Origin of the sequence: Corallococcus sp. bb12-1 (assembly GCF_026626765.1) — a bacterium.
In the GTDB taxonomy this organism is placed as follows: domain Bacteria; phylum Myxococcota; class Myxococcia; order Myxococcales; family Myxococcaceae; genus Corallococcus; species Corallococcus terminator.
On the sequence record NZ_JAPNJZ010000027.1, the window covers coordinates 353,110 to 374,572 of the forward strand.

The following is a 21,463-nucleotide window of genomic DNA, read 5'->3' on the forward strand; positions in this document are numbered from 1 at the left end:
GTTACGGCTTCGCGGGCGCGTCCGTCGCGGCGAACGTGAACGACGCATCCGCCGGGGCGCCGTCCTTCACGGTGACCTCCGCCGTCTTCGTGCCCAGCGTCTCGTGCCACGCTTCCACCGTGTACGTGCCCGCCGGAAGGCCCGTCAGGGTGAAGGTGCCGTCATCCCCGGTGGTGGCGAAGTACGGGTTGGCGTTGCTCACCACATACGCCGTCATCCACGGGTGCACGTCGCACTTGAGGCGCAGCACCTCCGCGTCCGCCGGCAGGGGCTTCTGCACCGGCGCGCCCGACGGCGGCTGCGCCACGTTGAACACGGGCTTCGTGCCCACCACGCCGCGCACGTTGTGCAGCGTGCCGTCGCTGTTCTTGAACACCACCTGCTGGCCCGCCATCGCGCCCTGCACGCGCGGCACGTACGTGCACTTGGACTGGTCCACCACCACGGGCGTGGACGGCGCCGCGGGCGCTCCCGCCACCGTGCCGCGCACGCGCACCAGCACGTTCTTGAGCTTGCCGTCCTTCACCAGCACGGACTGCTCCTTCTCCGGCCGGCCGTCACACGCGGGATCCACGCTGGGCGCCAGGTCCGCCATCACCGGCGCCGTGCCCGTGAAGGACACCGACCCCTTCACCACGCCGTTGCCCGCGGGGGCCGGGGCCACCGCCGCGCCCTCTCCCGCGCCCGCGCCCGCCGCGGGGGGCAGCGGCTGCTGCGTGGGAGGCGTCGCGCGGGAGGGGGCCTCGGCGACAGGCGCGGGCGCCTCTTCCTTCTTGCACGCGGGCAGGGCCAAGAGCCCCACGACGGCGACCATCGACAAGCCAGGCGAACGCAGCTTCATGAGGCAGTCTCCTCGCAGTGGATCCGTGTTGCGGTGCCCGCCGTCGTAGTGGAAGGCCCCGGGCAAGTCCAACCCCTGAAGCGGGCTACTCGCGACGGCTCACGCTGAACGCGGCCAGCCCCACGAATACCGCCGCGAACGCCAGGAGCGCCGGCACCTCCCACCCCACCCCACCGCCGCCCGCCGAGCCCACCGCCAGCGACGCCTGCGTCCCGTACAACGCGCGGCGCACGCCCTCCACCGAGAAGCGCATCGGGTTGAGCAGCATCACCCACGACAGCACCGGCCCCGCGCCCTTCACCGGGAACATCGCGCCGGACAGCACCCACATGGGCAGCATCACCAGGCTCATCACCGCGTGGTAGCCCGCGCTGGAGCGCACCCACCACGCCAGCGCCATCCCCATCCCGGTGAGCGCCAGCGCCGACAACACCATCACCGCCGCGAGCAGCGGGTAGTCCACCGCCCGCACGTCCACGCCCGCCAGCGGCGCGAACAGCAGGAACAGGGACGCCTGCATCAGCGCGATGGTGGACGACCCCAGCGCCTTGCCCAGCACCACCGCCAGCCGCGACCCCGGCCCCGCCAGCACCGCCTGGAGGAAGCCCTCCTTGCGGTCCTCGATGACGGTGATGGTCGCGAAGATGGCGCTGAAGAGCACCACCATCGTGACGACGCCCGGGAAGAAGAACTGCTGGTAGCCCAGCCCCTGCGCGCCCTCCACGCGGAACGAGCCCGCGAACCCCGAACCGATGACGAACCAGAACAGGATGGGCTGCGCCAGCGCGCCAACCACGCGGCTGGGCTGACGGAAGAAGCGCACCACGTCGCGCACGAGCAGCACCCGCACCGTGGCCCACTGCAACGCGAGCGTGCCCGGCTCACGGCGCGAGGCCGGTGCCACGGGCGAGGCCTCCGGGGCCTGCTCCGGAACGTCCATCGGCGAGGGAACAGGCACGGGGATGTCGGCGCTCATCGGCGTTTCCTCGGCGCGGGCACGGGCGCGGGAGCATCCGCCCCCAACGCCTTCCCGGTGAGCTGGAGGAACACGTCCGCCAGCGTGGGCCGGCGCAGCGACACGGAGGCGAACCGCCCCGGAGGGAAGGCCTCCACCAGTCGCGGCACCAGCGCATGTCCTTGCGCGGCCTCCACCTGCACGCGCCCCTCCACCACCTTCGCCTCCAGCCCCAGCTTCTGGGTCACCTGCGCGGCGAGCGCTTCCGGCTCCGGCCCTTCCAGCGTGAGGATGTCGCCGCCCATGCGCGAGGCCAGCGCCCGGGGCGTGTCACACGCCACCAGCTTCCCGGCATCCAGCACCGCCAGCCGGTCGCACCCTTCCGCCTCGTCCGCGCGGTGCGTGGTGAGCAGCACCGTGACGCCCTGCGCGTCGCGCAGCCGCTTGAGGTGCGTCCAGAACGTGCGGAAGGCCGCTTCGTCCAGCCCCTGCGTGGGTTCGTCCATCAGCACCACGCGCGGCTGGTGCACCAGCGCCCGCGCCAGCTCCAGCCTCCGGCGCATGCCGCCCGACCAGGTGCCCACCCGCTCGTCGCCCCGCTCCAACAGGCCGATGAGCGACAGCATCGTCTCCACGCGCGCCTTCGCGTCCGCGCCGGTGAGGCCGTACAGCCTGGCCCCCAGCAGCAGGTTCTCCCGGGCGGTCAGCAGGTCATCCAGGCTGCCCTTCTGGAAGATGACGCCCATCCGCCGGCGCAGCGCGGGGTCGCTCAGCGCCAGCACGCGGCCGGCGAAGTGCACCTGCCCCGCGTCCGGCGCGAGCAGGCCCGCGAGCAGTTGGAAGGTGGTGGACTTGCCGGCGCCGTTGGGCCCCAGCAGGCCCAGGATTTCACCCGGCTGCACGGACAGCGACAGGCCATCCACGGCGGTGCGCCCGCCGAAGCGACGCGTGAGCCCCTCGATGCGCAGGAGCGGAGGGGGCGGAGTGGCAACCGAGGTGTCGGGCATGAAGGGCGTCCTCGCGCGACACGGACGCCGCGCGGGCCCGCTAGCCGCGGGGGACGCGGTCCAGCGTCATCGCGGCGAACAGACCGGTGAGATACACGAGCGAGAACAAGAACGTCTGGCGCGCCCAGGGCTTCCCCAGGTGCTTGAAGAAGCCCCACGCTCCCATTCCAAGGAAGCTCAGCCCCAGCACCACCGCCGCCGCCAGGTACCACGTGCCGGCGATGTGCAACTGGAAGGGGAGCAGCGTCATCGGCACCAGCGCCACCAGGTACAGCACCACCTGCGCGCGGCTGGACTCGTCGCCCCGCTCGATGGGCACCGACTTGAGGCCCGCCGCCGCGTACTCCTCCTTGCGGTACAGCGCGATGGCGATGAAGTGCGGCATCTGCCAGAGGAACATGATGGCGAACAGCGCGAAGCCGCCCGCGTCCACCGTGCCCGTCACCGCCGTCCAGCCCATCAGCGGAGGCAGCGCGCCCGGAACGGCGCCCACCAGCATCGCCGCGGACGTGCGGGCCTTGAGCGGCGTGTAGGCCAGCACGTAGCTCAACAGCGCGACGAGCCCCAGCACACCCGTGAGCAGGTTCGCGCCCAGCACCAGCGCCGGCAACGACACCGCCGCCAGCGACAGGCCGAACCACAGCGCCGTGGACGGATCCATGCGCCCGGCGGGCAGCGGCCGGTTGCGCGTGCGCGCCATGAACTGGTCGCTGTGGCGCTCCATGTAGCAGTTGAACGCGTTCGCCGCGCCCACCGTGCCCGCGGTCGCCAGCAGCGTCACCAGCGAGCGCACCGGGCCCAGCGGTCCCGGCGCCAGGAACATGCCGCCCGCCGCCGTGATGAGCACCAGGGACGACAGGCTCGGCTTGGTGAGGGAGAGCAGGTCGGACGCGGTGGTCGACTGGGACAGGGCACGCGCGCTCACGCAGACTCCAACAGGTGGCCCCGGACCGCGTGTTCGCTTCCGGCCGAGGGGACGTGGGTGGCCCCTCCCATACCGTCACCCGGCGGGGGTGGCAAGGCGGAGCCACCCTGGCACATCAGCCTGCCTGTCGCCCTCCGTCAAAAATGAAGCGCCGCGAACCCCTCTTCGGGATTCGCGGCGCTCAGGGACAGCTGGGGGCGCTACCGGGCGCGCGTTACATGCCCAGTCAATTGCCCGCGAGTTTCTGCGCGTCGGTGAGGTACTCGCCCTTGGGCTCGCGCTTCACGTACTCCTGCGCCAGCGTGCGGACCTTGGCCGTCTGCTTGGGGTCCTTGGCGAGCAGCGAGGCGTAGAAGTAGTACACCGGCGAGTAGCCCTCGTCGGAGCTGAGCGCGCGCTGGTAGGACTCGTCCGCCTTGGCCGCGTTGCCCTGGCCCTGGTAGACGCGGCCCAGCTCGGTGAGCGTCATGGCGACGCGGTCCGGCTGACCGAAGAACTCCTGGCTGGCCTTCTCCAGTTGCTCCTTCGCCTTGTCCCACTCCGAGCGCTCCCGGTAGATGGTGCCCATGGCGAGGCGGGCCTCGGGGTTCTTCGCCTTCGGGTCCTTCACCGCGCGCAGGTACTGCGTGAGCGCGTCGTCCAGCTTGTTCTGGCGGCGGTAGGCGTTGCCCAGCATCACCACCAGCTTGGGGCTGTCGCCCATCGTCTTGAGCGCCGTCGTCAGCGCCTCGGAGGCTTCCTTCTCGCCGCCCGGCTTGCCCATGAGGGCCTTGGCCAGCTCCACGTGGAATTGGGCGCGGCTGGAGTCCACCTTGATGGCCTTGCGGATCTCCTCCGCGGCCGCGTCGAAGTTGCCCTCGGCGAACAGGCGTCGGCCCTTGATGAGGTTCAGCTCCGGGTTCTGCTTGTCGAGCGCGAAGCCGGTCTCCTCCGCCTTGAGCACCTCCGCCTTCGCCTTCGCCGCATCCACCGGCACGCCCGTCGCCTCGGACAGCTTCTGCTGCACGTCCGGCTTGAGGCCAGGCATGGCCAGCGACACGCGGGCGATGAGCAGCGAGCGAGCGAGCTGCGCGGCGGCGAGCTGACGCGGGCTGGGAGGCGGATCCACCTCCAGCAGCTTCTTGATCATCTGGTTGACCAGCTCGTAGTTGGGCTCGTCCTGATCCAGCATCAGCAGCGACCGGCCCAGCAGCGACTCCGGGTGGTCCTTCTCGTAGCGCAGCGCGAAGTCGTAGTTCTTCCAGGCGGTGTTGTCCTGGCCCAGCCGGCGGTACACGGCGCCCAGGCTCGCGTAGACGCGCGGATCATCCGGAGCCAGCGTCTGCGCGCGCTCCAGGCTGTCGCGCGAGCGCTCCAGGTCTCCGGCGTTCATCTGGATGAGGCCCAGCGTGAGGTACAGGAGCGAGGACGCCTTGTTCTTGTCGTTGAGGTCCTTGACCTGCGCATCCAGCTCGGTGAGGGCTTCCTTGCCCTTGCCGCTGTAGGTCTTCACCAGGGCCTGCGCCGCGATGAGGTGGCTGGAGAGCTCCTGGGTCTTCTGGGCCGCCGCCAGGTGCTCCTCGGCCTGCCGACGGGCGTCGTCGCCGCCGCCGTGCTCACCCCAGCGGATGGCGTAGGCGTACGCGAGGTAGCCGTGGGCGGCGGTGGAATCCGGATCCACCTCCAGCGCCAGGTCCGCCGCCTCGCATGCCTTCTTGTAGCTGACGAACGAGTCGTGCTTGAGCTGCTCGGTGGCGACGTCCAGGTTCTTCTTCAGCTCGCGGCCGCGCTTCTTCGCCTGCGCCGAGTACCAGCCGTAGCCACCCGCGAACAACGGGATGAGCAGCAGCAGCACCAGCGACAGCGTCTTGCTGCGGTTGCCGCCAGCCGGAGCCTTGCGACGCGACGAGGGCTCGTCCTCGTCCTCGTCCACCTCTTCCACCACGATCTGCGGGCGGCGCTGGGAGGGCGGACGCGTGCCGACCTCCGCCGGACGGGAGGCACCGGACGGGCCGGGGCGGGACTGCCCGGGCGTGCTGACGCGGCCCACGGGCATGCTGGAAACAGGCGGGCTCGCCACCGGAACGGTCGCGGCGGCGGGAGCCTCCACGGCGGCGGGCGGCGGCGTGGCCACGGGCGCGAGCACCGGCGTGGGAGCCACGGGACGCGGAATCTCCACCTTGTACTGCTGGAGGAGCGTGACGGTCTCCGGGTCGCCGGGATCCGCCTGGTAGGCCTTGAGCAGGTTGGCGCGGCCGGTCTCCGACTCGCCTCCCTTGATCTGCAGCACACCCGCCATGCGCAGGGCGGCCTTGTCCTCGGGCTGGACCTGGAGGGCCCCCTGGACTTCTTCCAGGGCCTTCTTGTCCTTGTTCTGCGCCGCGTAGACACGGGCCAGGAGGAGGCGTGGCTCGGCCGCTGTTGGATGGGCCTTCACGCCCTTCTTGCAGACGACCATGGCCTCCATGAAGCGCCCCAGGTCGAGGTACGCCTCCGCCAGGGGCTTGTACGCATCTGACGAGGGATCGGAAGCGAACGAATGCTCAAGCTTCGCGAGCTCGGTGGGGCTCAACGTCTTTGAAGGAGAGGTGGACATGAACCAGATGGAAGCCCGGGGGTCCGGGAAGGATGCGGTACTGAAAGGCGGTTTTTATGGCATCCGCTGCGCGGCACGTCAATCGCAGGGTTGCTGGCGAAAACGAGCTGCTTGACAGCAAGGTCAGGCTTCGGTACTAGCCCCATCACCTCGCCGGTCCCAACACCGCCGGGGCGCAGGGCAGGCAGTCGTGGTCCATTTTGGGGGCGTAGCTCAGTTGGGAGAGCGTCGCGTTCGCAATGCGAAGGTCGTCGGTTCGATCCCGTCCGCCTCCACCATGAAGAAAACAGAGGGCCTCACGGGAAACCGTGAGGCCCTTTGCATTTCAAGCACTTCCGGTCGTTGCCGAATTGCAAAGGCGTCGGGCTTTGTTATCCGGGGCCGATGACCGACCCGTCCGCCTCCCTGTCGTTCTTCGCCCGCTTCTGGCTCGCCTGGCTGTGCTTCTGGCGCTGCCTCGTGTCCCGCGAGTTCGCGCAGGCCGTGTTGCCGACCAGCCGCGCCTACGATGCCGGTCAGCTCAAGGAGCTTCCGGCCGGAGACGTGGCCCCCCCGCCGCCCGCGAAGGTGCCCGCCGTCCAGGCCCCCCCTGTCCCGGTGGCCCCGCCCCCTCCCCTGGCGCCGGAGCGCGAGCACGCCAGCGCCCTGTCGCTGCTCGCCATGCTCCAGCGCGAGGGTCGCTTCCTGGACTTCGTGCAGGAGAACGTGGCGGCCTTCCCGGACGCGGACGTGGGCGCGGCGGCCCGCATCGTCCATGAGGGCTGCCGCAAGGTGGTCCACCAGTACCTGACGCTCCAGCCGGTGTTGCCGCAGGGAGAAGGCGACAAGGTGACGGTCCCCGCCGGTTTCGATGCCCAGCGCATCCGGTTGACGGGCAATGTCGCGGGACAGCCCCCCTATGGGGGCACGCTCCGACACCACGGCTGGGTGACCACGGAGGTGAAGTTCCCGTCCGTGAGCCCGGCCATGGAGCCCCGGGTGCTGGCCCCAGCGGAGGTCGAACTCGCCTGACGCCCTTCCGGGCCGCAAGGCAGCGCTGTTGACGTGAAGTCCCCTTCCCTTCCAGGTGAAAGGATTCAGGAACCCCTCATGAGGGGTTCCTGACCGATATGGCCCGATACGCAATCGGCATCGACCTGGGCACCACGCACTCCGCGGTGTCCTACTTCAACCTCGAGGACGGCAAGCCGCGCGGCCCCTCGCAGTCCATGCTGCCCGTGCCGCAGGTCACCGCGCCCGGCACCGTGGAAGCGCGCCCGCTGCTGCCCTCCTTCCTGTACCTCCCCAGCGCGCAGGAGTTCCCCGAAGGCAGCCTGGGGCTGCCGTGGAACCCGGAGCCGGGCGTCATCGTGGGCGACTTCGCCCGCTCGCACGGGGCCAAGGTGCCCACGCGGCTGGTGTCCTCCGCGAAGAGCTGGCTGTCGCACCCGGGCGTGGACCGGCGGGCGGCGCTCCTGCCCTGGCAGGCCCCGGAGGAGGTCCAGCGCGTGTCCCCGCTGGATGCCTCCGCGCGCTACCTGCGCCACCTGAAGGAGGCGTGGGACCACACCTTCGCCCGCGCGCAGGAGGAGTCCGGCAATGCCCTGTCCGAGCAGGAGGTCATCGTCACCGTCCCCGCGTCCTTCGACGCGGCGGCGCGCGACCTGACGCTGGAGGCGGCGAAGGCGGCGGGCATCGCGCACATCACCCTGTTGGAGGAGCCTCAGGCCGCGCTGTACGCGTGGCTGGAGGCGATGGGGGAGAACTTCCGCCGGCAGGTGCAGCCCGGCGAGGTCATCCTCGTCGTCGACGTGGGCGGCGGTACGTCCGACTTCTCCGTCATCACCGTGAAGGACCGCGCGGGCGAGCTGGAGCTGCTGCGCGTGGCGGTGGGCGACCACATCCTGCTGGGCGGCGACAACATGGACCTCGCCCTGGCGCACACGCTCAACCAGCGCATGGCCGCCGAGGGCCGCAAGTTGGACGCGTGGCAGTTCAACGGCCTCACCTACGGGTGCCGTCACGCGAAGGAGACGCTGTACGCGGATCCGTCCGTGGACCGCGTTCCCATCGCCATCCCGGGTCGGGGCTCGTCGCTCATCGGCGGCACGCTGCGCACGGAGCTGACGCGCGAGGAGCTGGACCGCGTCCTCACGGACGGCTTCTTCCCGGTGTCCCCCGTCACGGACCTGCCCCGCACCACCCGGCGCACGGGCCTGGCGCAGATGGCGCTGCCGTACGCGCAGGACGCGGCGGTGACGAAGCACCTGGCGGCGTTCCTCACCCGGCAGGCGCAGGCGCTCGCGGCCAGCACGGATTCGCCGGTGGACGTGGCGGGCAAGGGCTTCCTGCACCCCACCGCGGTGCTCTTCAACGGCGGCGTCTTCAAGGCGGGACCGCTCAAGGGCCGCGTGATGGAGGTCCTCAACGCGTGGCTTTCGGCGGAAGGCGCGCCCCCGGCCAAGGAGCTGGAGGGGGCGGACCTGGACCTCGCGGTGGCGCGGGGCGCGGCGTACTACGGCTGGGTGCGCCAGGGGCATGGCCTGCGCATCCGCGGTGGCACGGCGCGCGCGTACTACGTGGGCGTGGAGACGGCGATGCCGGCGGTGCCGGGCATGGAGCCGCCCGTGAAGGCGCTGTGCGTGGCCCCCTTCGGCATGGAGGAAGGGACGCAGGCGGACGTGCCGCCGCAGGAGTTCGGCCTCGTCACCGGGGAGCCCACGAGCTTCCGCTTCTTCGCGTCGTCGGTGCGGCGCGATGACCGGGTGGGCGTGCTCCTGGACGACGTGGACTCGGAGCTGGCGTCCGGGGGGCTGGAAGAGGTGGCCCCCGTCGAGACGACCCTGCCCGGACAGGCCACGCCCTTCGGGGACCTGACGCCGGTGAACCTCCAGGCGGCGGTGACGGAGGTGGGCACGTTGGAGCTGCGGTGCCTGGAGAAGGATGGCCCCGGACGCTGGAAGCTGGAACTCAACGTGCGCATGAAGGAGTAGAAGAGGCCCCGTACACCGGAGGCGTATGCGAATCGTCGGCATCGACCTGGGCACCACCCATTGCGCGGTGGCTTCCGTGGATCCAGGCAAGGGGGCGGGGGCGCCCGTCGAGGACTTCCCCCTGCCCCAGCTCGTCCGTCAGGGCGAGGTGGCCCCGCGCGCACTCCTGCCGTCCACCGTCTACGTCCCCGGCGGCCATGAGCTGGCCCCGGAGTCGCTGCGCCTGCCCTGGGGCGACGACGGCGGGCCGTGGGTGGTGGGCGAGCTGGCCCGCTGGCAGGGGGCTCGCGTTCCTGGCCGGCTCATCGCCAGCGCCAAGAGCTGGCTGTGCCATCCGGGCGTGGACCGCTCCGCGCCCATCCTACCGTGGGGCGCACCCGCGGACGTGCAGAAGCTGTCCCCGGTGGACGCGTCCGCCCTGCTGCTCACGCACATGGCCCGCGCGTGGGACCACGCCCATCCGGACGAACCGCTCGCGAAGCAGGAGGTGGTCATCACCGTCCCGGCCTCGTTCGACGAGGCGGCGCGCGCCCTCACCGTGAGCGCGGCGCGCAAGGCCGGGCTGGAGAAGTTCACGCTGTTGGAGGAGCCGCAGGCGGCCTTCTACGACTACACCGCGCGGCACCGCTCCGGCCTGGAGCAGACGCTGTCCCAGGTGCGGCTGGTGCTGGTGGTGGACGTGGGCGGCGGCACCACCGACTTCACGCTGGTGCACGCGGGCGTGTCACCGGAAGGGCCCATGCTGCGGCGGCTGGCGGTGGGCGACCACCTGATGCTGGGCGGCGACAACATGGACGCGGCGCTCGCCCGGCGCATGGAAGAGAAGCTCTCCAAGGACGGCCGACGCCTGTCCGCGACGCAGTGGACGCAGGCCATCCAGGCCGCTCGCACCGCGAAGGAGGAGCTGCTCGGCCGCGAGCCTCCGGAGAAGTACGGCCTGTCGTTGATCAGCGAGGGCAGCCGGCTCCTGGGCGGCACGCTGTCCACGGAGCTGGGGCGCGAGGAGGCGCACGCGCTGGTGCTGGACGGCTTCTTCCCGCTGTCGCCTCCGGAGGAACGTCCCCGTCGCACGGCGCGCATGGCGCTCCAGGAGCTGGGGCTTCCGTACGTGCAGGATCCGGCCGTCACCCGGCACCTGGCGGCCTTCCTCGCGCAGCACGCGGCGGCGGGCTTCGCGGCGCTGGGAGAGACGCCCGCGACCGAGGGCGCCCTGCCCCGCCCCGACGCCATCCTGCTCAACGGTGGCGTGTTCAACTCGCCCCAGATTTCGGCGCGGCTGGTGGACGCGCTGTCCGCGTGGTGGCCGCAGGCGCCGCGCATCCCGCTGTTGAAGCATGAGTCGCTGGAGCTGGCCGTCGCCCGGGGCGCGGCATACTACGGGCTGGTGCGCCGGGGGCACGGCCTGCGCATCGGCGGTGGCGCGGCGCGGGCGTACTACGTGGGCCTGCAGCGCGGCGCGGAGAGCGAGGAGCAGCCCACGCTCTGCCTCATTCCGCGCGGCTTCGAGGAGGGCCAGAAGGTGGACCTGGGCGAGCGCCCCTTCACGCTCACCCTGGGCCGTCCGGTGCAGTTCGCGCTCTACTCCACGACGAGCGACCGCATCGACAAGCCGGGGGACCTGGTGCCCCTGGCGGACGACCTGAAGCCGCTGCCGCCCATCCACACGCTGCTCAAGGGCGCGTCGGGCAAGGTGGCGGAGGTGCCGGTGCACCTGCAGGCGGCGCTCACGGAGATTGGGACGCTGGAGCTGTTCTGCGTGTCCGACGTGGCGGACGAGCGCTGGCGCCTGGAGTTCGAGCTGCGCGGCACTGGCGGCTCGCACGAGCTGACCGTCACGGAGTCCATGCCCGCGCGCTTCGCCGAGGCGAAGGACAACGTGGAGCGCGTCTACGGCAACAAGCCGCTGCCGCTGGGGCCCAAGGACGTGAAGCAGCTGTCCCGCACGCTGGAGAAGGTGCTGGGCCCGCGCGACACGTGGCGCGTGCCGGTGCTGCGCGAGCTGTGGAGCACGCTGTACGCGGGGGCCAGCAAGCGCCGCCGCACGGATGATCACGAGCGCGTCTTCTACAGCCTCACCGGCTTCTGCCTGCGCCCCGGCTTCGGCTACCCGCTGGACGGCTGGCGCGCGGAGCAGACCTTCAGCCTTTTCGACGCGCTGGTGCAGCACCACCAGGACAAGGCGGTGTGGACGGAGTTCTGGGTGATGTGGCGCCGCATCGCGGGCGGCCTCACCGAAGCGCAGCAGCAGAAGCTCTTCACCTATCTCCAGCCCCACCTGGCCCGGCGCATCCCGCTGGAGGCGCCCGTCCCGGCCGGGAAGATCAAGGGCATCCAGCCCGAGGGCCTGGACGAGATGGTCCGCACCGTGGCGTCGCTGGAGCACCTGTCCCCGGGCGACAAGACGGAAGCCGGCCGGTGGATCGCCTCGCGCCTTCGGGTCGAGTCCCGCTCCGGAGGCCCGTGGGCGTGGGCCCTGGGCCGGCTGGGCGCACGCGTGCCGCTCTATGGCAGCAGCCACAAGGTCGTGGACGTGGAGACCGCGGAGACGTGGCTGGAACTGCTCCTCATGCTGGACCTGCGCAAGGTGGACGGGGCGCCCTTCGCCGCCGCCCAGCTCGCGCGCCTCACCGGCGATCGCACGCGCGACCTGGATCCGGAGCTGCGGGAGCGCACGGCCCAGGCACTCGTCGCGGCGAAGGCGTCCGATACCTGGGTGAGGATGGTGCGCGAGGTCGTGGCGTTGGAGGCCGCGGATGAGGCCCGGGCGCTCGGCGATACCCTGCCGGCGGGCCTGCGGTTGTCCTGATCCGGGCGGGTACGAAATGCCCCGACGCCTTGGCGCGGGGCGCTGGCTGCAACGAGGACGACGCCCTCAAGGACTGAACGAGGGCCGACGTCCCAGGTCGCATCGAAAGTTCGCGGGCATCCGCCTCACCGCGTGACCCCTCTTGGGAAACCCGCGCGGATCCGCTCCAGCGGGGTCGCAAGGCTGGCGCTAAAGGCGTACCCCGGGTGGATCAGGGACGGATCAACCAGGTGGGTCGGCAGCTCGTGGGTCGCCGGAACCACCCTGTCGGGCGGATCCATTCCGTGTGGGGCGCGAGCGTTGAGCGCGCACCCCACTTCAGGCGGAACATCCCACGGCCCGAGGCTCAGACCGGGGCGGTGGCCGTCACGTCGGTGTCGTCGGCCTTGGCCTGGACCGCCGGGGTCAGCTCGACCAGCGTCGGCTCCACCGGAGCCGCGTCGAGCGGCACGCCAGGGACGACGACCTGGAGGACCGCCTCCACGGGGACCGCCGCCACGACCGTGGTGGTAGCCTGGGCCTCGCCCTTCTTGGGCTTCTTCGTGCCCGCGCCCGAGCGGCAACCCCGGCACCACGGCTGATTGCGGATGGCGCCGTCCGCCATCTTCCGCAGCCCGAACTGCGCCAGCGGCCTGAGCGTCTTGCACTTCAGACACATCAGCGAGATGAGCACCTCGTGGCCGTCCGCGTCGTAGACGGAGGACTTGCGCCGCTTGCGCGGCTGCCCCGGCTCACGGCCCTTGTCCTTCTCGGGCACCACCGGGACCATCATCGGGGTCACTTTGTAGAGCATCTCTCGTCCCTCCCACGCACGAACTCCTGCTTGCACACGCTGGCTCAGGGCCCGGCCTGCAAGGGATCTCGCGTACCTTAGAGTAGGGAGGTTTCCGCCTGTTGGAAACTGATCCCAGGCCGAAAATTCGGCCCGGGCGCCTTTCGCTGATCTTTCGCTGGGTTGCGCGTCCGTTCAGTGCCAGCGGATCAGCGGAGGTAGAAAATTTCCAACCGCAGGGCCCCTGGCGTTCAGGGCTTCGCGTCGGCGCAGGGAGCCTCGCTCTTCACCACGTGAACGCGTCCAAGTGCCGGTGGCTTCAGGGCATTTCCCTGCGCGCGGCCGTACGCGATCAGCACCTCCCGCAGGTCCTGTCCCTGCAACAGGCTGATCCGACCCTGTGGCAGCGTGGACGTCAGCGGCCCCACCCCGTCTCCACCGTGCGACAGGAAGTCCGGCACGGCGACCCGGTAGGTTCCCTTCGCCTTCAGCGGCGCGCCTCCCGGCAGCGTCACGCCCTTGAACCGCTCTGGCCCCATGCAGGCTGCAAGCGTGACCTCCAGCCCGGACACCGAGAAGACGCCCATGCGGCCACCGTAGGCCAGCGCGAGGAAGCGGCGCAGCTCCTCCGCCGTGAGATCCAACACCGCCAGCGTGTTGTCGAAGGGCAGGACCTCGTAGAGCTTCCCGAACGTGAGCGGGCCCAGAGGAAGGTCCGCGCGGATGCCGCCCGCGTTCATCACCGCCGCGTCGGAGCGGGCCTCCTTGCGCATCGCGTCCGCGATCAGGTTTCCCAGCGCGTTCTCGGCTTCGTGCACCTTGGGCATGCGGGCATTGCTCTCCACCCCCACCGGACGGCGCTGCTCCACCTCCACGCGCTCCTCCGCCGGGGCCACCAGCGCCTCCACCCGTGCATCCGGCGTCACCGGCGCGCCCATGAAGGTGGCCGGCACCATCCGCACGCTCTTCGCGTCGCGCAGGAGTAGCGGATTACACGTGTTGAGCGTGGCGTCCACGGCACCGCATACCGGGAGGGCGGCCTGGATGCGGGTGCGCTCGGGCAGCACGCGGCGCTTCACCGGATCCACGTAGAGCTCCACCACGCCGAACGAGCGGGCCAGGCCCGTCGTCTCGATGACCGGCACGTCACCGAAGAAGTGACCCATGGTCTGATGCGTGTGGCCCGCCACCACCGCGTCCACGGAGCCCGGCGGCAGCGTGTCCAGCACCGCGTAGATTTCACCGTCGTCCCGCGAGCACCCGGAGTTGTCGCGCGGGTTCGACAGGTCCGAGCACTTGCCTCCCGCGTGCGCGACGGCGATGACGACCTCCGCGCCCTGCTCGCGCAAGGTCCGGGTGGCCTCCAGCGCGGACTGGGCGAGCGATTCGAACTTCAGGCCCACCACGTTCGCGGGGTTGGTCGTGTCCGGCGTCTGGAGCGTGGACAGGCCCAGCAGCCCCACCTTCACGCCCTTCACCGTGACGACCGTGGTGCCGTCGTTGCCCAGCCAGGCCGGGTGCGAGCCGTCCTTCTCGCGCACGTTGGTGGACAGGAAGGGGAACGTCGCCTGCGCGACGCGAGCCTTGAGCGCGCCCAGCGGATCCTCGTCCGGGCGCGTGGCCACGGGCCCCGGACCCACCGGCCCGTAGTCGAACTCGTGGTTGCCGACGGCGACCGCCGTGTACCCGAGCAGGTTGTACACGTCGACCACGATGGCGCCCTCGCCCAGGTTGGACGCCAGCGTGCCCTGGAACAGGTCGCCTCCGTCCACCAGCAGCACGCCGCCGGGGTTGTCCTCGCGCAGCCGCGCCACGTAGGACGCGAAGAGCGCCGCGCCCCCCTGCTCCACCTTCTGCCCGTCCGGCAGCGCGGCGCGGTGGGGCATCACCCAGCCGTGGAAGTCGTTGGTCCCCACCAACGTGAGCCGCACGGGCTCCACGACGGCGGGCGGAGCGGAGGGCGTGACGGCGGCGACGGGCTGGGGCCCACCCCGGCAGGCGGAGATGAGCGCCGCGAGCGCCAGGGCGGTGAGACGGAAGGTGCGCATGGGGCGCGCACTTCATCCCGCGCCCCCTGCGCTTTCAACCTGCTTCGCGCTTCCCTGCTCAGCTTCGGCGGCGCCGGCCCCACAGCGCCATCGCCAGCAGGCCCAGCATCGCGGCGGCGGGCACCGACGTGCTGGAGCAGCTACAGCCGCTGTCGTCCGTGTCGTTGCCGCTCCCGCCCGGGTTGCCGGGGCCCGGGATGATGATCGAGCCACCATCCTGCGTCGTCCCACCGTCTCCGGTGCCAGTGCCGCCATCGCCCGCGGTGCCGCCATCCACCTGCTGCGCGATGGCCAGGGGCGGAGTGAACGCCCGGGCCACGCTGCCCCACGAGGCGAGCTTCAGGTTGTCGCTCAACGTGCTGCTGCTCTGGCCGTCATGCGCGACGAAGAGCCCCTCCGGGAAGCCCGCGCCCAAACGGCCCGAGTACGCCACCACGCCACGCGACTGCTCCACGCCGTCGGTGCCACCGTCCTGCACCACCTGGAACGAACCCACCCGGCTCAGCGTGCGCCGGTCGAAGACGACGAAGGCGTTCGCGTTCGGATCCGAGACCACGAGGTAGCCGTCCACGCCGGAGGCCTCGTACAGCGACAGCCTGCCGACCGACGTCAGGCCCGCGTCGCCCAGGGGCGCCACCTGCTGGCCCTCGATGCCGGCGTCCGCGTCCGCGCCGTAGCGGTAGAGGCCCTGCCCCTGCTGCGACACGTAGACGGCGCGCTGGGACGGGTCCACCGCGAGGCCCGTCACGAAGCCAGTGTTGATTTCACGCACCAGCGTGGCCGTGATGCCACCATCCGTGGGGGTCAGCTCAAGCTGCCGCAAGCCCCCGCCCGCGAGCCCTCCAAAGGCCTGGAACGTCCCATCCGCCCCCCGGGACAGACGCACCGTCCCGTAGGAGACGCCCACATCCAGCGTGGCCGCCGTCGGCGCCAGTCGGGTCAGCCCCCCGCCCGCGTCGGGCGTGGAATCCACCACGTAGGGCACCAGGCCCGACAGCGTGGGGTTCGCGCTGAGCACCAGCGCCTGCGTCACGCCGTCGCCCACCGGGAAGCCGTACACCACGTCCACGCTCGCCGACGTGCCCTCCGTGATGGCCTGCACCTCCGTGCCGTCCAGCGTGTAGGCGAAGAGGCCGTTGTTCCGGTCCGACGTGAGGAGTCGGCTGGCTCCAGGGTTGGAGGCATTCACCCACAACGCCACATCGTCGACAGTGCCGCCCCCGGAGCGGGCCCCGGGCTGGGTCTGGGACTGGTAGGGCACCACGACCGGAGGCGTCTGCGCCCCCGCGGCCAGACTCACGAAGAGGGCCGTCACGGCGGGAATGGAGGCACGTCGCATGGGCAGCTCCTGGGCAGGTCGCTCCCTACCTAGCCATGGGCAGGGGCCGGTACAAGTTCCAGGAACCCTGGAACGGTTGGCAGACGGCGAAAGGCTCGGGTACAACGAACAGGTCTCCCAGCGAACAGACAAGGGCCATGGCCAAGCGCGCACTCATTACGGGCATCACCGGGCAGGACGGCAGCTATCTGGCGGAGCTGCTGCTCAAGAAGGGCTACGAGGTGCACGGCATGGTGCGCCGCTCTTCCGAGGAGAAGTTCGAGCGCATCGCCCACCTCCAGGGGAAGGTGACGCTCCACCAGGGAGACCTGCTGGACCAGTTCTCGCTGGCGGCGCTCTTGAGCCTCACGCAGCCGGACGAGGTCTACAACCTGGCGGCGCAGTCCTTCGTGCCCACGAGCTGGAACCAGCCGGTGCTCACCGGTGAGTTCACGGCGCTGGGCGTGACGAAGATGCTGGAGGCCATCCGCCACACGCGGCCCCAGGTGCGCTTCTACCAGGCGTCCTCCAGCGAGATGTTCGGCAAGGTGCTGGAAGTGCCGCAGACGGAGGACACGCCCTTCTACCCGCGCAGCCCGTACGGCGTGGCGAAGGCGTACGGCCACCACATCACGGTGAACTACCGCGAGTCCTTCAAGCTCTTCGCGGTGAGCGGCATCCTCTTCAACCACGAGTCGCCCCGCCGTGGTCTGGAGTTCGTCACGCGCAAGGTCACGTACAACGTGGCGCGCATCAAGCACGGCCTCCAGGACAAGCTGCCCATGGGCAACCTGGACGCGAAGCGCGACTGGGGCTTCGCGGGCGACTACGTGGACGCCATGTGGCGCATGCTCCAGCAGGACGAGCCGGACGACTACGTCGTCTCCACCAACGAGACGCACACCGTGAAGGAGCTGGTGGAGATCGCCTTCGCGCGCGTGGGCCTGGACTATACGAAGTACGTCTTCACCGACCCGGCGTTCGTGCGCCCGGCGGAAGTGGACCTGCTCATCGGCGACGCGGCCAAGGCCAAGAAGAAGCTCGGCTGGGAGCCCACCGTCCGCTTCCAGGAGCTGGTGGAGATGATGGTCGACGCCGACATGGAGCGCGTGAAGGCAGGGCAGCGGTAAGATGCGCGTCCTCGTCACGGGAGCGGATGGCTTCGTCGGCCGGCATGCCTGTCACGCCCTTCGGGCGGCCGGCGACGAAGTGGTGGAGGTGCATGGGCCCCGAGGCGAGGGCATCAGCAGCACCGCCCTGCATTTCGACATCGCCGACGAGGCGAAGGTCAAGGCGGCGGTCGCCGAGGTGAAGCCGGAAGCCGTGCTGCACCTGGCCGGCTTCAGCTCGGTGGCCAAGAGCCACCAGAACCCCGCGCGCGTCTTCGCGGTGAACACCATGGGCGTGCTGCACCTGCTCACCGCCCTGCGCGAGAACGCCCCCAAGGCGCGCGTGCTGGTGGTGGGCTCGGGTGAAGTCTATGGCCCCGTCGCGGAAGGCACCCTCGCGACGGAGTCGCACCCGCACGTGCCCCTGAGCCCGTACTCGGCGTCGAAGTCCGCCGCGGAGCTGGCCGGGGAACAGTTCTTCCGCAGCTACGGCATGGAGGTCATCCTCGCCCGGCCCTTCAACCACCTGGGCTCGGGGCAGGACCCCACCTTCGTCGTGCCGTCGTTCGCCGCCCAGATTCGCGCCATCGCGCTGGGCACGGTGGACCCCGTCCTGCGCACCGGCAACCTGGACGCCATCCGCGACTTCTCCCACGTGAAGGACGTGGTGGACGCGTACCGGCTTCTGCTCGCGAAGGGCGAGCCGGGGCAGGCGTACAACGTGTGCAGCGGCGAGGGCCGCACCATCCGCGGCCTGCTGGAGGAGATGCTCCATCTGGCCGGTGTGCAGGCGCGCATCGAGTTGGACCCCGCGCGGCTGCGCCCCTCCGACATCCCCAGCCTCGTGGGTTCGGCGGACAAGCTGCGCGCGCTGGGCTGGTCCCCGAAGCTCTCCGTCGCGGATGCGCTGCGCGACGTGCTGGGCCCCCGGGTGGGCGGCGCTCCGTCGCACTGACGGCAGCGTCCGGCCTGGCGTGCCTCACACGGGGCGCGCCAGGGCCTCCCAGGCTTCGAATCTCCGGTCCAGCGCGGTGAGGGCCCACAGGTCCGCCGCGTTGCCCGGCGTCAGGGCGGCCAGGTCGCGCTGGAGGTACTGGCGGGCCTGGACTTCGCCCCACTCGGACAGGATGCGCAGCGCCATCAGCGACGGCTTGCGCGCCACCATCCGCAGCAGCACGTCCACCACGCGAGGGCTGCGCTCCGCGGCCGACAGCCGCTGCACCGCTTCGTGACGCGACTCCGGCGTGGAGTCCTCCGCCTCCAGGGGCGCGGCCAGCTCCTCGAACTTCGCTACATCCAGGAGCGCGGTGGGACGCGTGCTGTCCCAGTGCTCCACCGTGACGGTGGTGCGGCCCTTGGCGACGCACTCGCGGCGGATGCCGTCCCCTTTCAGCACGTCCAGGAGACGCTCCGGGGCCGGCGTGCCGCCCTCCACCGTGCGCTGCGCGCGCTGCGACAGCATGGGGGACTGGCCCATCAGGTGCGTGCGCAGCACCGTGGCCTCGGCCGTCTTCTCGGCGCCGGAGGGCACCCGATCCCACTTGAGGAACACCTCCGCCATGCCGCGCTCGCGCACGTACCAGCGATACTCCAGCCACACCGCGCCCCCGCGTCCGGAGAAGCGCGGGTCGGAGGGCTCGTGGAGGCGGGATGCGCCCTCCCGGGTGCCGGTGAAACAACGGTCCAACAGCTTCTGGGCTTCTTGAAGTCGCATGGCGGGCGGACGGGCATTGTAGGAGGCCCCGTCAGGTTCCTCCATCGCCATGCGTTCGTGTACAAACCACACCAAGACCTGGGGAGGCAGCGATGGGGACGCAATCGCGGTTCACGTTCTTCTGGCAGCAGGGCTCGCCGTTCTCGCAGTGGCACCCCTGCGTGTTCGAAGTGGAGGGTGTGCGCTACACCTGCGCTGAGCAGTACATGATGGCTGGCAAGGCGCGCCTCTTCGGGGACACGCGCGTGCTGGAGCAGGTGCTGCGCGCCGCCACGCCCAAGCAGCACAAGGCGCTGGGCCGCAAGGTGAGTCCGTTCGACGCGGGGCTGTGGGAGCGCGAACGGGAGCGCATCGTCTACGAGGGCAACCACGCGAAGTTCACGCAGCATCCGTCGCTGCTGAATGCACTGCTCGCCACCGCGGGCACGGAGCTGGTGGAGGCCAGTCCCATGGATCGCATCTGGGGCGTGGGCTTGAGCGCGGAGGACCCTCGCATCCAGGACCCCGCCACCTGGAGGGGGATGAACCTGCTGGGCAAGGTGCTCACCCGCTTGCGCGAGGACCTCATCGCGCAGGGACACACGCCCGTCCGGCAGCACTGAGGAACGCAAGGGGACCTCGTTCGAGCGGGGTCCCCTTCCGTCCTCCAGACGCGTCCGTCAGAACTTGAACTGCGCGGACTGCTCCGGCATGCCGTTGAAGTCCAGGTGCAGCGTCCCGCGGTCGCCGTGGCCCTTCTCGCTCCACTCCTGCTTCAGGAGCGAGAGGTCGAACGACAGGTCCTTGTAGACGAGCGCCTTGCACCGATCGCTGTTCGAGTCGTGCAGCACGGTCAGCTCCGCGCGAGGCTCGCCCTTCGCCGTCTTCGTGAACCGACCGTCCCACGCGAGGCCGTAGCGGTGCACCTTGCAGCCGCCGCCATGCCGCACGCCGAGCTTCAGGATGTTGCCCTGGACTCTCTGCGATTCGATGGCGATGGGGTCGCGAGGCGCGGGCGTCTCGGTGACCTCCAGCGGCAACACCTCCTCCGCCTCCTTGACCTCCGCGGCCTCCGCCGGCGACGGGGCCTTCTGCTCCGGAGGCGTCACGGGGGTGGGCGGGGCTTCCTGCTCCACGGGCGCGGTGGGCTGGGGCTCCTGCGCCTCATCCGCCTTGCGCGCGGTGTTCGAGCTGGCGCACCCGAGCAGCATTCCGCAGACGATTCCACTCCACACGAGCAGTCGCATGTTCCTCCCAGAGGGGCCCTCGCGGGCCGGTTGGCGGGCGCCGTCTTCTTCCGACCGGTGGACTACCGGCGGTGACGGAGCGCCGCATCGTAAGCGGCCCGCGTCAGTTCCGCGGTGCGGGCCCAGGTGAACTTCGCGGCCTGATGGATGCCCGACTCCGAGAGCGCACGGCGCTCCCCGGGAGAGCCCAGCAGTCGGTGGATGACCGCCGCCAGTCCCTCCGCGTCGTCCGGATCCACCGCGGGCGCGGCGGCGCCGCACACCTCCGGCAGCGAGCCCGCGGTGGACACCACGGTGGGCGTCCCCAGGCGCATGGCCTCCAGGGGCGGCAGGCCGAAGCCCTCGTAGCGCGAGGGGAAGACGAACAGCGCCGCGCGGCGCATCAGCGCGTAGAAGATGGAGGGCGGCTGGTAGCCCAGGGCCCGGATGTCCAACCCTTCGGAGCGAAGCCGCGCGATGCGCGTCTCCACCTTGCCGGAGCCGAACCAGCCCTGTCCGGCGAGCACCAGCGTGAAGGGCTTGCCCTGCCCAGCGAGCCGCTCCTGCGCATCCAGCACCAGGTCCACGTTCTTGCGGACATCGAGCGAGCCCGCGTAGAGCACGTAGTCCTTCGGCAGGGTCAGCGCGCGCAGGAAGTCCTCCCCCTCCGCGTCCAGCTCCGGCACGTTCACGTGGTCCACGCCGTTGGGCACCACCACGGTGCGCGGCTCCACCTGCGGAAAGCGGCGCAGGAGGTCATCGCGCGTGCGCTCACTGATGCACACCAGCCGATCCGCGGTCGTCAGGCTGCGCGCGAGCCACAGCCGGAACTGCCAGCGGTACGGCGTGGACACCGTGTCCGGCAGGTCCAGGGGCACGAGGTCGTGCACGGTGAGCACGTAGGCCGTGCCCGGCACGCGCCGCAGCGGCAGGTTGAAGTTGCCGAGCGCGTGGTAGACGGGCGGCGGAGACTCCCGCAGCACCTTGGGCAGCGTGCCCAGCGTCCACGCCGTCCGCTTCTGGACGCCCCGGGGGTGCTCGCCCGACGTGCGCGCGCCCATCCGGTCCAGTGCGACGCCCTGGGCCTCCAACGCGTCGGCGAGGCAGCGGGTGTACAGGCCGATGCCCGTGGTGGGTTCGTCCCAGAGGGTGGCGTCGAGGGCGATGGGTCCGAGGGTCGACACGGGGCCGCCTCATACCATGCCCCTGTGCTAGA

At 70.8% G+C, this 21,463-nt stretch carries 17 protein-coding genes and 1 tRNA gene; 7 read left to right on the top strand and 11 right to left on the bottom strand.

The annotated features are described in order from the left end of the window. Position 1: 1 nt before the first annotated feature. The 5 genes from OV208_RS32525 to OV208_RS32545 form a co-directional block, all read right to left on the bottom strand. On the bottom strand, positions 2-841 hold the full coding sequence (locus tag OV208_RS32525; protein WP_267577812.1) for a carboxypeptidase regulatory-like domain-containing protein: 840 nt from the start codon (positions 839-841) through the stop codon (positions 2-4). An 85-nt stretch (positions 842-926) separates the two neighbouring features. Beyond that, complete coding sequence (locus OV208_RS32530; protein WP_420715066.1) at positions 927-1,817, bottom strand: ABC transporter permease; 891 nt, start codon at positions 1,815-1,817, stop codon at positions 927-929. Then, complete coding sequence (locus OV208_RS32535) at positions 1,814-2,803, bottom strand: ABC transporter ATP-binding protein (protein ID WP_267577813.1); 990 nt, start codon at positions 2,801-2,803, stop codon at positions 1,814-1,816. The genes OV208_RS32530 and OV208_RS32535 overlap by 4 nt, the downstream gene beginning before the upstream one ends. A 40-nt stretch (positions 2,804-2,843) precedes the next feature. Further along, positions 2,844-3,728, bottom strand: coding sequence for a heme o synthase (gene cyoE, locus OV208_RS32540; RefSeq protein ID WP_267577814.1), 885 nt, complete (start codon positions 3,726-3,728; stop codon positions 2,844-2,846). Between the two features lie 226 nt (positions 3,729-3,954). Beyond that, complete coding sequence (locus tag OV208_RS32545; protein WP_267577815.1) at positions 3,955-6,303, bottom strand: tetratricopeptide repeat protein; 2,349 nt, start codon at positions 6,301-6,303, stop codon at positions 3,955-3,957. A gap of 202 nt (positions 6,304-6,505) precedes the next feature. Here OV208_RS32545 and OV208_RS32550 point away from each other — a divergent pair. The 4 genes from OV208_RS32550 to OV208_RS32565 all read left to right on the top strand — a co-directional run bounded on the left by OV208_RS32550 (position 6,506) and on the right by OV208_RS32565 (position 12,081). Further along, positions 6,506-6,581 (top strand) — tRNA-Ala (locus OV208_RS32550). A gap of 106 nt (positions 6,582-6,687) precedes the next feature. After that, positions 6,688-7,314 (top strand): DUF2760 domain-containing protein, encoded by a 627-nt coding sequence (locus OV208_RS32555; protein ID WP_267577816.1) that lies wholly within the window; start codon positions 6,688-6,690, stop codon positions 7,312-7,314. Positions 7,315-7,412: 98 nt separating this feature from the next. Then, a complete protein-coding gene (locus OV208_RS32560) occupies positions 7,413-9,275 on the top strand; it encodes an Hsp70 family protein (protein ID WP_267577817.1) in 1,863 nt (620 codons plus the stop codon). 25 nt (positions 9,276-9,300) lie between these two features. Continuing rightward, positions 9,301-12,081 (top strand): Hsp70 family protein, encoded by a 2,781-nt coding sequence (locus OV208_RS32565; RefSeq protein ID WP_267577818.1) that lies wholly within the window; start codon positions 9,301-9,303, stop codon positions 12,079-12,081. A 346-nt stretch (positions 12,082-12,427) separates the two neighbouring features. Here the strand turns inward: OV208_RS32565 and OV208_RS32570 are convergent, their stop codons facing one another. The 3 genes from OV208_RS32570 to OV208_RS32580 form a co-directional block, all read right to left on the bottom strand. Next, a complete protein-coding gene (locus tag OV208_RS32570) occupies positions 12,428-12,874 on the bottom strand; it encodes a hypothetical protein (RefSeq protein ID WP_267577819.1) in 447 nt (148 codons plus the stop codon). A 230-nt stretch (positions 12,875-13,104) separates the two neighbouring features. Beyond that, complete coding sequence (locus OV208_RS32575; protein ID WP_267577820.1) at positions 13,105-14,901, bottom strand: bifunctional metallophosphatase/5'-nucleotidase; 1,797 nt, start codon at positions 14,899-14,901, stop codon at positions 13,105-13,107. A 58-nt stretch (positions 14,902-14,959) separates the two neighbouring features. Beyond that, positions 14,960-16,240, bottom strand: coding sequence for a myxosortase-dependent phytase-like phosphatase (locus tag OV208_RS32580; RefSeq protein ID WP_267577821.1), 1,281 nt, complete (start codon positions 16,238-16,240; stop codon positions 14,960-14,962). Between the two features lie 137 nt (positions 16,241-16,377). Here OV208_RS32580 and gmd point away from each other — a divergent pair, with 137 nt between their 5' ends. Then, positions 16,378-17,349, top strand: coding sequence for a GDP-mannose 4,6-dehydratase (gene gmd, locus OV208_RS32585; RefSeq protein WP_267577822.1), 972 nt, complete (start codon positions 16,378-16,380; stop codon positions 17,347-17,349). 1 nt (position 17,350) lies between these two features. Continuing rightward, positions 17,351-18,283, top strand: a complete 933-nt coding sequence (locus tag OV208_RS32590; RefSeq protein ID WP_267577823.1) for a GDP-mannose 4,6-dehydratase — start codon at positions 17,351-17,353, stop codon at positions 18,281-18,283. A gap of 24 nt (positions 18,284-18,307) precedes the next feature. Here the strand turns inward: OV208_RS32590 and OV208_RS32595 are convergent, their stop codons facing one another. Then, complete coding sequence (locus OV208_RS32595; protein ID WP_267577824.1) at positions 18,308-19,042, bottom strand: hypothetical protein; 735 nt, start codon at positions 19,040-19,042, stop codon at positions 18,308-18,310. Between the two features lie 92 nt (positions 19,043-19,134). Between OV208_RS32595 and OV208_RS32600 the strand changes: the two genes are divergently transcribed. Further along, positions 19,135-19,644: an NADAR family protein gene (locus OV208_RS32600; protein ID WP_267577825.1), complete on the top strand. Its 510-nt coding sequence runs from the start codon at positions 19,135-19,137 to the stop codon at positions 19,642-19,644. Between the two features lie 57 nt (positions 19,645-19,701). Here OV208_RS32600 and OV208_RS32605 read toward each other — a convergent pair whose 3' ends face one another. Both OV208_RS32605 and OV208_RS32610 read right to left on the bottom strand, forming a co-directional pair. Further along, a complete protein-coding gene (locus OV208_RS32605) occupies positions 19,702-20,268 on the bottom strand; it encodes a hypothetical protein (RefSeq protein ID WP_267577826.1) in 567 nt (188 codons plus the stop codon). A 62-nt stretch (positions 20,269-20,330) separates the two neighbouring features. Continuing rightward, positions 20,331-21,431 carry a glycosyltransferase family 4 protein gene (locus tag OV208_RS32610; protein WP_267577827.1) on the bottom strand — a complete coding sequence of 367 codons (1,101 nt, stop codon included), beginning with the start codon at positions 21,429-21,431 and terminating at the stop codon, positions 20,331-20,333. Positions 21,432-21,463: the final 32 nt, after the last annotated feature.